13 protein-coding genes and 1 pseudogene are annotated in these 13,812 nt (G+C 34.3%); 2 read left to right on the top strand and 12 right to left on the bottom strand.

The features are described from left to right. Positions 1-30 precede the first annotated feature (30 nt). The 8 genes and pseudogenes from ACTXGU_RS12280 to ACTXGU_RS12245 form a co-directional block, all read right to left on the bottom strand. Positions 31-287 (bottom strand): annotated as a pseudogene (locus tag ACTXGU_RS12280) (hypothetical protein); the annotation flags it as partial. Positions 288-303: 16 nt separating this feature from the next. Beyond that, positions 304-780, bottom strand: a complete 477-nt coding sequence (locus tag ACTXGU_RS12275) for a GNAT family N-acetyltransferase (protein WP_443481811.1) — start codon at positions 778-780, stop codon at positions 304-306. 16 nt (positions 781-796) lie between these two features. Further along, positions 797-1,219, bottom strand: coding sequence for a FosM family fosfomycin resistance protein (fosM, locus tag ACTXGU_RS12270; RefSeq protein ID WP_443481810.1), 423 nt, complete (start codon positions 1,217-1,219; stop codon positions 797-799). A gap of 60 nt (positions 1,220-1,279) precedes the next feature. Continuing rightward, complete coding sequence (locus ACTXGU_RS12265; RefSeq protein WP_443481809.1) at positions 1,280-1,999, bottom strand: nucleotidyltransferase domain-containing protein; 720 nt, start codon at positions 1,997-1,999, stop codon at positions 1,280-1,282. A gap of 252 nt (positions 2,000-2,251) precedes the next feature. Further along, entirely contained in the window at positions 2,252-2,668 is a 417-nt protein-coding gene (locus tag ACTXGU_RS12260) for a GNAT family N-acetyltransferase (RefSeq protein WP_443481876.1), read from the bottom strand. A 398-nt stretch (positions 2,669-3,066) separates the two neighbouring features. Continuing rightward, positions 3,067-3,492 carry an SRPBCC family protein gene (locus ACTXGU_RS12255; RefSeq protein WP_443481808.1) on the bottom strand — a complete coding sequence of 142 codons (426 nt, stop codon included), beginning with the start codon at positions 3,490-3,492 and terminating at the stop codon, positions 3,067-3,069. Between the two features lie 182 nt (positions 3,493-3,674). Continuing rightward, positions 3,675-5,729 carry a (Fe-S)-binding protein gene (locus tag ACTXGU_RS12250; protein WP_443481807.1) on the bottom strand — a complete coding sequence of 685 codons (2,055 nt, stop codon included), beginning with the start codon at positions 5,727-5,729 and terminating at the stop codon, positions 3,675-3,677. A gap of 635 nt (positions 5,730-6,364) precedes the next feature. Then, complete coding sequence (locus ACTXGU_RS12245) at positions 6,365-7,714, bottom strand: amino acid permease (RefSeq protein ID WP_443481806.1); 1,350 nt, start codon at positions 7,712-7,714, stop codon at positions 6,365-6,367. Positions 7,715-8,224: 510 nt separating this feature from the next. On the opposite strand from ACTXGU_RS12245, the gene ACTXGU_RS12240 reads away from it, so the two are divergent. Continuing rightward, positions 8,225-8,458: a transposase gene (locus tag ACTXGU_RS12240; protein ID WP_443481805.1), complete on the top strand. Its 234-nt coding sequence runs from the start codon at positions 8,225-8,227 to the stop codon at positions 8,456-8,458. 47 nt (positions 8,459-8,505) lie between these two features. Continuing rightward, positions 8,506-8,814 carry an IS3 family transposase gene (locus tag ACTXGU_RS12235; protein ID WP_443481875.1) on the top strand — a complete coding sequence of 103 codons (309 nt, stop codon included), beginning with the start codon at positions 8,506-8,508 and terminating at the stop codon, positions 8,812-8,814. 374 nt (positions 8,815-9,188) lie between these two features. Here ACTXGU_RS12235 and ACTXGU_RS12230 read toward each other — a convergent pair whose 3' ends face one another. The 4 genes from ACTXGU_RS12230 to ACTXGU_RS12215 all read right to left on the bottom strand — a co-directional run bounded on the left by ACTXGU_RS12230 (position 9,189) and on the right by ACTXGU_RS12215 (position 13,507). After that, entirely contained in the window at positions 9,189-10,382 is a 1,194-nt protein-coding gene (locus tag ACTXGU_RS12230) for a pyridoxal phosphate-dependent aminotransferase (RefSeq protein ID WP_443481804.1), read from the bottom strand. A 173-nt stretch (positions 10,383-10,555) separates the two neighbouring features. Then, complete coding sequence (locus ACTXGU_RS12225; protein WP_443481803.1) at positions 10,556-11,722, bottom strand: NAD(P)/FAD-dependent oxidoreductase; 1,167 nt, start codon at positions 11,720-11,722, stop codon at positions 10,556-10,558. Positions 11,723-11,752: 30 nt separating this feature from the next. After that, positions 11,753-12,733, bottom strand: a complete 981-nt coding sequence (locus ACTXGU_RS12220) for an electron transfer flavoprotein subunit alpha/FixB family protein (protein WP_443481802.1) — start codon at positions 12,731-12,733, stop codon at positions 11,753-11,755. A gap of 12 nt (positions 12,734-12,745) precedes the next feature. After that, a complete protein-coding gene (locus tag ACTXGU_RS12215) occupies positions 12,746-13,507 on the bottom strand; it encodes an electron transfer flavoprotein subunit beta/FixA family protein (protein ID WP_443481801.1) in 762 nt (253 codons plus the stop codon). Between the last annotated feature and the right edge of the window lie 305 nt (positions 13,508-13,812).

Raw genomic sequence — 13,812 nt, 5'->3', positions numbered from 1 at the left:
CCACCATTAGTTGAAAATTAGAATAGCTATTTATTTAATTTTGGGTAATATCATTTTCAACTCAATTAAGTCATTTATTACCATATCAGCCTGAGAAAGTTCATCTTCTTGTGCAAAATCAAAATTACATCCTATTAAAACTAAACCATTACCTCTAGCTGCAATAATATCAGATAGACGGTCTTCAACTACTGCTGCATTGGTAATATCATATTTTTTATAATACTCTGAACTAAGTCTGATTTATTCAACGATTCAATTTGTTGAATACTAAATGTTTCAGTAACCTAATTTTCGAATAATTTAAAACTGTTTAACAATTTTTTTATAAAATATAAGGGTTGTATTTTCGTTCAATTTCTTATTAACACCTGTTTTGATGTAGCCCATTTTTTCATACAGATAACAATTACGTTCTTCTTCTAAAATTGTAGCTAATTCCCAACTAGTAGCTTTAATAAACATTTTCTCAACTGAAATGATAGCTTTCTGCGCTATACCATTACCTTGGTATTCAGGAAGAATAAACATTGGACTTATCCAATGTACGCTCTCTTTCCAGACTACACAAATAGCACCTACAAGGATATTATCAGCTAATATTTTGTAAAACCCACCATTAAGGTTATTAATTCTTGTAAAAACTCTATCAATGGTTTCATTTGCTGGATTTGTATCATAATCCTTATATTTTTCTAACAGTGGCATAAAAACCTTAACTTGCATATCAAAAATAGATTGTGCATCATCATTTGTAGCTTTCTCTAAAATAACGTCCATAAGGTGCACCACCACATCATGTGTAAAATTTCATATGGTTTTTATCCTGTCTATAATAATCTAATCTATCTTGTAATGTACCTGTATGAAATTCGAACTTATGGCCATCTGGATCAGTGAAGTAAATAGATTTTTTATCCTTTTTATCTCTTGGGCGACCTGAAAGAATGTTCACATTTAGCTCCTTCAGTTTTTCGTACATTTTTACAAAGTCTGCTTCTTCTATTGAAAAGGCTATATGTGTGTATGAATGGCTTATCTCATTACGAGGAATGTCTTTTTCTTCATTAAGAGCAAGCCACATGCCATTTAGGTCAAAATAGGCAGTGCTTTTCCCTTTAACTAATAGCTTTGCATCAAAAACATTTTGATAAAACTCAATTGAATTTTCTAAATTAGAAACTGAAAACAAAAAATGATTCAGACCTTTAACAGTCACTACATCACCTCATTCCTGCAGAAATGCCCCCGTTAATTGAAAAAAATTCGATAATTTTGCTTAGCTTTTTCCCAAAGAAAAACCGTCAAATAGCCGTCCTCCATAAGGTTCCAATACATTATGAACTAAGTTTATAATTTTATTTTTGTTACCTGTCTTATAAAAAATATCGAAAGCCTCAACAAACTGTTCGGCAAACTCCTCATCATAGTGTTTTAGTGAACGTGCAATCCATTTAGAAGTACCAATCCATTTTCGGTTTATTCTCAAAACAAATTCGCTTACCAATTCAGCAAGGGTATTAGCTATAAATATTTCTTCTGCTCTATTAGAACATCCTATTAAATCGTCTAGTGCATCCGTAATAAAGTATCTCCTTATTTTTATAGTTTCTGCTGACCATTCTTTTGGACCCTTATCTAATAATTCTCTCGCCTCTTTTTTAATAGGCTCAATTATACCATCATCCTTTAAGATAATTCCCTCTGAAACCATTCTGGGCATAGAAGGTTTTGCTGCTTTGCAATCACTTTCAAAAAAAAACTTGTAAGACGTTAAGTTATGTAAAAAAAGTTCTATTGCCCAACCCAAATCAATAAGTGACTCTCGATAAGATGAACTAAGGTTTTTATCAAAAACTACAATATCAAGGTCCGAAGTTTCTGTTGCTTCATCACGGACTACACTTCCAGCTAAAATAGCGCCCTGACAATCTGGAAAGTTTTTAAAAACAAACTGTTTTGCAGCATCAATAGGTTTTAATTTCTTAATTTCCCCCATTACTTCACCTCTTATTTAGCAATATACTCCTTTAGTAATTAAGATGCATCCATGGAAATTCCTGCATTTTAATTGCTGATTTATTCAGCAATCTGACCCAATTCATACAGAAAAATATACTACAATAGCTATGAGCAATGCTTCACTGATATTACTGAATAGCGCCCGATTGTTGAAGATCAAAGGCTGTTGAAGCTGGCTCGTACTTAATGAACTCTAGCACCCGTTCGTTCAACAAGAATCATTGAAGTTCTATTCAATTGGTGTAAGTCTAAACATCCCATTCATATCAGGTGGTTCTTTAAATCCAAACTTTTCATATAAACCAGCACCTTCTTTAGTAGCAAATAACCCAATAAAAGCTGGTATCGGTGCATTTTCTTTTAAATAAATAAAAAGTTGGTTCATAAGTTTTTTTCCTACGCCTTTTTTCTGATGTTCTGGTGATACAACAATGTCTTGAAAATAAAAATACATTTTCCCATCACCAACAATTCGTGCCATCCCAACTACTTCCTCTTTGTAAACTACAATCACTGCAAAAACAGAATTTTCAATAGCCTCTTTTGCAATTTCAAAGTTCATATAATCCCAACCAACAGAGACGCACAATTTTCTATATTCTTCGTATGTAGGTAGACGGCTTATAACTTTATAGTCTTCAAGCATAATATCATCCTCACTTAAATTGTTTACTATTTTTTCTTCAATTGCTGTTGCAATTCCTTCTTCCACCAACCCGCACCGTTAGCACAAGAAGAAACTGCCCTTGAGTAATCGTGCCCGTTTGTGGAATAAAAAATAATGTCTAAACCTGGATTTTATCGTTAAATTCAAAAAATCCATTTTGAAAAAAGGTCGATCAAAATGGATTTTTATTTATTAAATTTAAGTTTTGTACTTATTTCATTTTCTACCTATAACCTTCCACAATTGCAACTTTTAATTGAATATCAATTGGTTTTGTTCAAACTTGCTTTACCAGCTTCGGCTTTTTTCCTCTTGTCGACTGCTTAAAAAACCCCTTTAACAAAGATATTATAATTTGACGCTTACCTATTTATTAATTACTGCTGCTCTGCATATTTTTTAAAATTATCTAAAATCGCTTGCCATCCTTGTTGTTGTAACTCAATTGAATTAATGGTTTCCGCATCAAAAGTTTCATTGATCTTGGTTTCGTTTTCCTGATCAATAAAGGTAATTTTAACTTTTCTTCCATCACTAATAGTATAAGAAATTACCTCATTTAATTTCACTTCATCATAAATCCCACTAAAATCAAAACCAAAACTTCCATCTTTAGCTTCCATTCTTGAAAGAAATTTCCCGCCAACCCTTAAATCATTTTCAGCAAATGGTGTATGCCATTCATCTGAAGCATTGTTCCATTTTGTTATATGTACTGGTTCTGTCCAATATTTCCATACTTTTTCCACTGGTGCTTTGACTGTTGTTTCTACTGTTATTTTCACATTATTACTCGATTCCATATTTACCTCCCCTTAGAACATTTGTTCTTATTTAAATTTTACCACTTTTAAATAAAAAGTGGTAGTTTAAAGAAAAAATTTTGCTTTTAATATATTCTAAAATTCTTTCCTAAAAAATATTTAAATAAACCGAAGAAAAACAGAATTGGTCTTATAAAAATATTATTTTAGATTAGACAAAGTTACAAAGATTTCTCCAAAATTTCAACAATATCCAGCGTTTTAACTTGTTCATCCACTTCTTTACTTTTTACTCCATCATTCATCATCGTTAAGCAGTATGGACAATTGCTTCCAATCGTTGTTGGATTTAATACAAGTGCTTGTTCGGTTCGCTCAATATTTACGCGCTTTCCTTGCGTTTCTTCCAGCCACATCATTCCACCGCCAGCTCCACAACACATAGCATCTTGCTTATTTCGCGCAATTTCTAATATATTGACACCTGGCACAGAATTTAGAATTTTTCTTGGTAGATCATAAATATCATTGTATCGGCCAATGTAGCAAGAATCATGATAAGCAACTGCTTCTTTTACTTCTTTTGTAGGATTGATTTTACCCTCTTCTAATAGTTTCCAAATAAATTCAGTGTGATGGTATACTTCTGCTTCTAAACCAAACTCTGGATATTCATGTTTAAATGTATTGTACGTATGTGGACAAATCGTTACGATTTTATTAACGTTATATGCCTGGAAGGTAGCAATATTTTCTTGGCACAATTGTTGAAACAAGAATTCGTTCCCCATACGGCGGGCAGTTTCTCCAGAGCTGCGTTCTTCATTTCCTAAAATGGCAAACTTAATGCCAGCGATATTCATAATTTTAGCAAAAGACTGAGCTATTTTTTGGCTGCGTTTATCGAAAGAACCCATTGATCCTACAAAGAAAAGATAATCAAAGTCTTCTACTTCGTCTACTGTAGGCACAGCAATATCCTCTCTGCCTTCTCTCCAATTAATGCGCTCCTTGCGGTTTAATCCCCAAGGATTACTTTGGCGTTCAAGATTTTGAAAGTAGCGAGAAGAGTCTTGCGGCACCTTTCCTTCCGTTAACACTAGAAAACGCCTCATATCAATAATCTTCTCTACATGTTCGTTTGCTACTGGACATGCGTCCTCACAGTTTCGGCAAGTTGTACATGCCCAAAGTTCTTCCTCTGTAATGACATCACCTACTAAATTAGGCATTTCTAATGAGGCTGCTGATTCCATGGATGTAGATTGTGTTGCTAATTGGTTAGCAGTTGAGTTGCCGAAAATAAAATTTGGCAGCCATGGCTGCTTGGAAGTAACAGCTGCTCCTTGATCTGTTAAATGATCACGCATTTTTACGATTAAATCCATTGGAGATAAAGTTTTTCCAGTCCCTGAAGCTGGACACATATTGGTACATCGTCCACATTCAACACATGCATATAAATCAATTAATTGGTTTTGCCTAAAATCTTCTATCTTGCCAACTCCATATGTTTCCAAAGACTCATCTTCAAAATCAATCGATGTTATCTGTCCAACCGGTTTTGTATCTCTTAAAAACACATTAACCGGTGCAAATAATAAATGAGCATGTTTAGATTGTGGAACATACACTAAAAATGACAGCAAGGTAAGTGTGTGTATCCACCAGAATAAATAGAATAAGACTCCTGCCGTTCCTTGGCCAATATTTTGAAAAACAAACGCGATGGCTGTTGAAATCGGAGCATAAACACCACCCATTTCCCCTAGCCATAAATGTTCAAATGCTAACGACCCGAAAACGGAAACCATTAGAACGGATAGAAAAATAAGAACTAGTCCAGATTTTAATCCTCTTTTTAGCCGTACTAACTTCTCAATATATCTTCTATAATAAGCATATAAAACAGCCAATAAAATAAGGAATACCGTAATTTCTTGGGTTATACTAAAAAATTTATGCGCTGCTCCTAAAGGAAGCTCAAATCCTTGTATAAAGCCTTTAATTATAAGTTCTAAAGCACCAAGCTGAAGGATAATAAAGCCATAAAACATCACAACATGCATTATCCCGCTCTTTTTATCCTTCAATAGCTTTTTTTGTCCAAAGACATTGACAATAAACTCATTTACACGGATTTTCGTATCTTTTTTTAGATTGCTTTTTTTCCCTAGTTTAATGAAAGTAATTCTACTATATACAATAGAAGCAAAAAGATAGAAGGCATATCCTGCAACGAGTAAGAATAGCAAAAAATTAATAAACGAAACCATGATTTTCCCCCTTTATGTTAATCTAAGCTTGCAAGAGGCGCTAAAGATCCACCAGCTTTTATTGGACTGTTTTCATGTTCCATAGCATCATTGGTTTTTCCCTTACCATATTACATCCAGTAAAGAAAAACCTATTAAGCATTCAATTGGAAACTAGCCTCCCTCCCTCTAGTTTTGAATTTTCTAAATTTATCAACTTTATACAAAGTTTATATTTTTTCACTATCCATAACTATGTGGAAAATGTACAAAAATTTGAACGGAACTACCTAGTAGTTCCGTGTATTTTCTACATATTAAACCTTTTGGAATTCCCACTTCCTTTATGTAGGAAAGAAAAGCATAAAACAAAGTTGCGTCATTGTAGTAGCTGATGAAGGTTCAATTATTTGCTTTATACGTACCAAAACTAAATCTAGTTGAATTTCTTCTTTACTTACGAGTACTAAATCGTCCAAATATTTTAATAAAATAGGAAATGCAAGCCCTTCCGATTGAATATTCTGCCTATTCTGATTAAAATAATAATTAACAAATACAAAGGTAAGACTTTTTTTATTTTTTCTTCCCTTTCTTCAGTGATTGATAACTATCCCTTGGGTGTTAGAAGAATCAACATAGTTTACCCATTCAGTTTATTGTGCTTGATATGGCTTTTCATTATTCTCTGTTTGTTTGGAGCCTTGTTTCTTACTAGTAAGAACATAAGAAATAAGAATTATTGCTGTAGTAGTTAATGTTGCTATTAACTGTATACGAGTTGTTTCCATAAATGCCATTGCTATAAGAAGACATACCATAGCAGCTATTGTAAAATACGTTAAATAAGGAAAGAACCACATTTTCACAATTAAAGCTTCAGGATTATTTCTTTCTAATCTTTTTCTCATACGAACATGTGAAATAGCAACAAATAAATAGACGATCAAAGCAATACAAGAAGTAGCGTTAATAAGTAATACATAAAGTTTATCAGGAGAAATCGTACTGGATAGCAGTGTTATAAGTGAAAATACAGTACTGCCAAGCACGGCCCAGATAGGTGCACCTTTTTTCGTTACACGTAGTAATGCTTTAGGAGCATCTCCTTTTTCAGCTAGTGAGAATAACATTCTAGAAGTAGTATAGATACCAGTATTTAATACAGAAAGAACAGAAACTAAAATAATAATATTCATGATTAACGAGGCACCTGGAATTTCTAGCATGTCCAATACGGAAACGAAAGGACTTTTAAGAATAGAGGAAGAATTCCAAGGAAGAAGTGTCACTAGGATTGTTACCGAACCAATATAAAATACAAGGATCCTCCATATAACACTATTAATCGCAGCCATAACAGCTTTTTTAGGATTTTGTGATTCTCCTGCAGCAATTGTTGCTATCTCAATACCTGGATAAGCAAAAATAACAACCGAAATAGCAATTAAAAGAGAATTAATACCTTTAGGCATTATACCGCCTCTATCAAGAAGGTTTGATACACCCGGCTTCTCGACTTGAGGGAAAAGTCCAAAAATCATCGCAACACCAATAATTAAAAATGAAACTATAGCTACAACTTTGATAATAGAAAACCAGTATTCGAATTCTCCAAATAATCTAGCAGAAAAAAAGTTGGTCAGTGTTAATAAAATAATGCAGAGTAAACTTAGTATTCCAACAGAAATGAATGGAACCCACTCGTGAATAATGATTGCGGCCATCATAGCTTCAATTGCAATGACTACAACCCAGTAAAACCAGTATAACCACCCAATTGTATATCCTGCCCATGGACCAATCTCATTATAAGCATAAGTAGAAAAAGAACCACTATTTGGATGTGCAGTAGACATTTCCCCTAACATGCGCATAATAAAAACCATAAACATTCCTACCAATGCATAAGTGAAAACAGCTCCGGGACCTGCAGAGTTAATGACTGTTCCACTGCCTAAAAACAAGCCTCCTCCTACTACACCTCCTATTGCCATCATAGTCATGTGTCTTTGCTTCAGATTTTTTTGCAACTCATTATTAGTATAGATAATAATCCACTCCTTATCTTTTATATTGTTCCTAAGAAATTATTATTCTATTGACCGCAGGCTATCAATTCCTTTCTTGATAGTTTCTAATTTTACTGTAGATATAGTATTTTTTTCGTCAATAGAAAGTATAATACTCATTCTACCTATAAATCAGTGAGTTTGTTAATAATTGTAATATCATCTAACATAGGAATAACCTTCAACTAACATTAGATTCTTTTATATATCCTTAAAATGCAATTAATAACCACCTCACTCCCTACAAACAATTTATTATCAAGTACTTTTGTTTAATCTTTTTATCCTTTCTTATTTCACAAACTAATATTCACCTCTATTCAATTGATATATCTGAATATTTAAATTTTATTATTAATAACTTATTAAAGTGCATAATGCTAGACTCAAAAGTAGACACAGATTGTTATAATAGAAATCCAAACTATAATGAGGTGTGTCTAAATGGCTAAAGGAAATGGAAAACGTTATGGTGAAACATTTAAAAGAGAAACAGGCGTAAATGCAAATAATTTGCATGGTTGGATCAAGAAATATAGTCATCAGCCGGAAATTAAAGCAGCACAAACATTTTCTAGTCCTGATACTGAAATAAGAGCTTTACAAAAACAGTTATGTGATCTTGAAGAGGAAAATGAAATCTTAAAAAAGGCGATGCACTACTTCGCAACTCGGTAAATTTTGAATTTATCTATGAAAATCGCTCCCTATACTGAGTTGAGAAGATATCCCTAGTTCTGGGAGTATCAAAAAGTGGCTACTTTAATTGGCTAAACCGGCCAAAAAGTGAACAACGAAAAAAGCAGGAAAAGCTATCCCAAGCCATACTACAAACGCGCCTAGAATTTAAGCAACGATATGGTTGTGTTAAAATTACCAAAACCTTGAATAAACGTGGTGTGAAGGTGAGTGAACGAACCGTTTCTCGTATCATGACAAATAAAATAATTGGAAGTGTTGTACCGCCAAAAAATTACAAAGCTATTACAAACTCTAGACATAAGCATCCAGTCAGTGAAAATGTATTAAAGTAAGTAAACCCAATCAGTCATGGGTAACAGATAGCACCTACATTCCAACAAATGAAGGCTGGTTGTATGTAGCGAGCGTAATAGATTTGTATTAACGTAAAATCGCCGGCTGGTCCAATGCTTACTGGATTTATTATTGAGTATACTAGTAGCTATAATAGTTATATAGGTTCGTGTTCCTTAGGTCGGAAGTTTGCCGCCGACTTCCTTCAGATTCCGCGTCGCCACGGACAGCCTTGGCTTAAGCTATCCCCTACTACTGCCTTCGAGGTTCGGGACTTACACCCTAGAGATTACACCCATGCCGTGCACACTAGATAAACAAATCTATTACCTATTAACTAGCTCTTCCTTTCTAAATATTACAAATTAAATTCTTAATGCACACTTTCTTTTTTGTTTATATTATTTAAATAGTTTACAATTTTCTCTCCTGCTTCTTGTAGAATATCTACTGAGGCTGCAAAGGAAAGTCTTACATATCCTTCTCCAAAATTTCCAAATGCATTTCCAGGGGCAAGAGCTACACCTGTTTTTTCTAATAACTCCAATGCAATTTCATTAGAGGTTTTTCCAGTATGTGAAATATTTATAAAAAGATAGAATGCTCCTTCCGGCTTTTCGATCTCTATATTTTCTGATTTAGAAAGAATATCCACAATCAAGTCTCTGCGACGATTAAATTCCTCACGCATTTTTACCACATCAGGCTCTGCTTCTTGAAGCGCTGTCAGTGCTGCCTTCTGTGTAAAGGATGGCAGGCAAGTAACATTATATTGATGAACCCTGACAAGTCCATTCAAAAGATTGGAAGGTGCGTGAAGATAGCCTATTCTCCAGCCAGTCATCGCATATGCTTTCGAGAAGCCATTAACTGTTATTGTTCGTTCTTTCATTCCAGGTAGTGACGCAATACTGCAATGTAGTTGATTATCATAAATAATTTTTTCATAAATTTCATCAGACACAACGATTAAATCATGCTTAATCGCAATTTCAGAAATAGCTAGCAGTGTCTCTTTATCTATAATCATTCCAGTTGGATTGCCAGGTGAATTAATAACCAGCATACGCGTTCTTTCCGTAATGGCTTTTTCTATATCTTCTGCTCTTAAAGAAAAGGCCCCTTTATCATATACAAGTGGAACTTCTACAGGAGTTGCGCCCGCTAATTTGGGGCATGATTCGTAATATCCCCAAGTTGGAGAAGGAATGATCACTTCATCTCCTGGATTCAAGATTCCCATCATAATGATAGAAATTGCTTCTGTAGCCCCTATAGTTAACAACACTTCATCACTAGTTGCTGGAATATGATTTACCTTTGTTAATTTTTCAGCAATTGCCGTTCTTAATTCAGGTACCCCATAATTGGATGTGTAATGAGTCTCTTCATTTAAAATTGCTTCTATTCCTTTGTCAGAAACAATTTTAGGTGTTGGAAAATCAGGTTCTCCTAATATCAAGTTATATACTTTTTTACCTGATGCACTTAACGTAGTCGCTTTTTCATAAATTTTTCGAACATTGGAAAATCCTACAGAGTCTAATCGATTAGCAACTGTTAACAATGTAAACACCTCAAATTGATTATTAGTTATCACATTTCCTTTTATCTCTATCTGTTTATTTTTACTCGCCTGACAAGTTAGGGAGCTCTATGAAGAGCCAGCCCTAGCAGATTCATTTAATCATATATATAGAAAAAGTTCCTTGCCTCTGAAAAATGATGAACAATATCTTTTTATAGAACGGCAGTTTCAAGGATTAATTGCTTTTTAGCAAAACGTTCAATGGATAGGGATGATAGATCAATTGTTTCGTATTTTCCTAATCGTATCAACTCAGCCAACCCTTTTCCTGCTGCTGGCGCTTGCTGGAATCCATGACCACTAAATCCTGTTATCATATAATATCCTTTCATATCAGGATGGCCCCCGATTATAGCATTATGGTCAATATGATTGAAATCATAAAGCCCTACCCAGCCGCGTTCTAACTTTAACTGTTCAAAAATTTGGCTTCTTTCTGCCAATACTGGCCAAATCTGCTCCTCGAAACCAGATTTTTCTGAAGTAAATTCAAAACCATCTGGATTACGATGAGGCATTCCTGACGAAATTTTCGCTCCTTCTTTTCGGAAATAGACTCCAGAAGGATCAAATGTTATGGATGGAAGTGTTTTCTCAAATTGTGTAGCAAGGTCAAAACTGTATATCTGATAACGAAGCGGGCGAACTGGGATTTCAATTCCAATTGTACTACTTATTACTCCTGCCCATGCACCGCAAGCATTTACAACGACTGGAGCTTGATACTCTTCACCAGACTCTACTTTAACACCCGTCACTTTCCCATTTTCCGACAGAATAGATTGTACAGGTTCATAAATACACTCTACCCCTAAACTTTTTGCTTGCTTCACATAGAATTGAAGGACAGTGTACGGATCCATAGTCCCTGCATCCCTATCTATCGCTCCTCCTGCCAAGTCATCTACATTTAACTCTGGGATAATCTTTTTAATGTCATTTACAGAAAGCACTTCTATATTTGCACCTAATTTATTTTGAAACTTGGCATTATCAATATATTTAGGCAACGTTTCATTCGTAGCTAAATATAAATAACCATCTTGCTTAAAATCTAATAAAGGTGTTTCTCCGTCAATTTCCATTTCTTTCTCAAACTTTTTATAAAATTCAAGACTGGTATGGGACAATTGAATGTTTACTTCTGTCGTAAAAGAAAGGCGGATTCCTCCTTCACTTCGAGGAGTGGATGAAAATTCATACATTTGATCTTTCTCAAAAATAGCAATACTACCGGTAAACCCATCTTTCCGAAGATTATAAGCTACACTAGAAGCCATAATTCCTCCACCAACGATAATCACATCATACTTTTTCATTCTATCAACGCCTTTCTCTATTTTTATTTGTTATTCCGCAGTAACTGATAGGGTATTTTTAAATGCTTCCGTTAATTTTGGCACTACTTCAAATAAATCTCCTACAATTCCATAATCAGCAACACTAAAAATAGGAGCTTCTGAATCCTTGTTTATAGCAATAATTACTTTTGAGTTAGACATTCCAGCAACGTGCTGAATTGCTCCAGAAATGCCGCATGCAATATATAAATCAGGTGTAACTATTTTTCCAGTTTGTCCTATTTGCATAGAGTAGTCACAATAGTCCGCATCACATGCTCCTCGTGTTGCACCTACTGCACCACCAAGTACACCCGCCAATTCATTTAAAATTTGAAAGCCATCAGCACTTTTAACACCGCGACCACCTGCAATAACTACCTTTGCTTCTGATAAATCAATTCCACCAGATGTCTTGCGAACAATCTCTTTAATCGTCATACTCGGTTCATTTAATTCAACCGAAAACGGGATAAACTCTGTACTGTTTCCTTCTGGTTTAGGCAGCTCAAAATTGTTAGGGCGAATCGTAGCAAATACAGTACCTTCTACAATAGCTTTCTTTTGAAAAGCCTTTCCACTGAATATTGGCCTTGTAAATACAATTTGATTATCTTCTACCGCAACATCTGTTGCATCAGAAATTAAGCCAAGTCCCATTCTTGCTGCTACCCGTGGAGCTAAATCTTTCCCTAATGCTGTATGTCCTAGAAAAATAACATCAGGCTCTGTTGCTTTAATTACTTGAATAAATGCTCGGAAATATGTATCCGACGTATATTCTTCTAACTTCTCATCAGCAACACCGTATACTTTATGTACTCCATATTCTTCTAATATAGGAGTATACTGTTCTACTGATTTTCCAAAAACAGCTACTACTATTTCTCCATCCTCTAAAACTTTTTTCGCTGCGGAAACAGCTTCTAATGTTACATTTCTTAATTGTCCATCACGGATTTCTGCCAATATTAATGTTTTTTTTGTCATTTCGGTAGCCTCCTAAACTATTTTATGGTCTTTATTTATAAGTTGAACGATTTCTAATACTTGCGAATCAATTGCCCCTTCAAGAATTCGGCCTTTTTCCTTTACAGCAGGAAGAAATTGATCAACGATCTTTGTTTTTGCTTTTACATCTGAAATGCCTAAATCACTAATTTGGATACGCTCAATAGGTTTCTTTTTTGCTTTCATAATACTTGGAAAAGATGGATAGCGCGGTTCATTAAGCCCTTGTTGGGCTGTGATTAATAATGGCATGGAAAACTCTAAAACAGCTGTATCACCTTCCACATCCCGATTCACTACGACGCTGTCGCCTTCAATTACCACCTTTGTTACTGCTGTTGTATAAGGTATTTCGAGTTCTTCTGCCAATCTTGGACCAATTTGACCAGTTCCGTTATCAATAGACATATTTCCAGCAAAGATAATGTCGAAAGAATTATCTTTAATAAATGATGCCAATAGCTTTGAAGTAATAAATTCATCTTTTTCCTCTAAGTCATCTTCAATAAGCACAGCTCGATCAGCGCCAAAGGCATAAGCAGTTCGAAGGATTTTCTCTGAATGGTCTGATCCAACTGTTACAACCGTCACTTCTCCTCCAGCTTCTTCTTTTAATCGAATCGCTTCTTCTAAAGCATATTCATCGTATGGATTTATAATAAATTCAATGCCATCTTCTACAATTTGGCCCTTTTCAATTACAACTTTCTCTTCCACATCAAACGTTGCTTTAACGATTACAATAATATTCATCGATTAAGCCTCCTCCTTAAGAAAAGTTACAAAAAAGCTATTGCAAACTTCTTTGGTTCATTTTATTTGAGTTAACTATAATTCATCTGCCTGATAAACTACTATGTGTAATTTACACAAAAAAAAGAATATTTCTTCAATTCTTATAGTTTAATTTTTACAATAGGCATTGTAATTTTGTTATAAATATTGGGATTCCCACCTATATTTTCAAGTTTCATGTAAGCTTTCCTATCAAAAACACTTTTAAACATGTTATGTTTTCTAACATATTTGTTGAGATATTGAAAAAAATAAAATACACT

The sequence above is a fragment of the Niallia sp. 01092 genome, assembly GCF_052318935.1.
GTDB lineage: Bacteria > Bacillota > Bacilli > Bacillales > Cytobacillaceae > Niallia.
The sequence above is the reverse complement of the archived record's forward strand: the minus strand, read 5'-3'. Positions and strand labels throughout refer to the sequence as shown.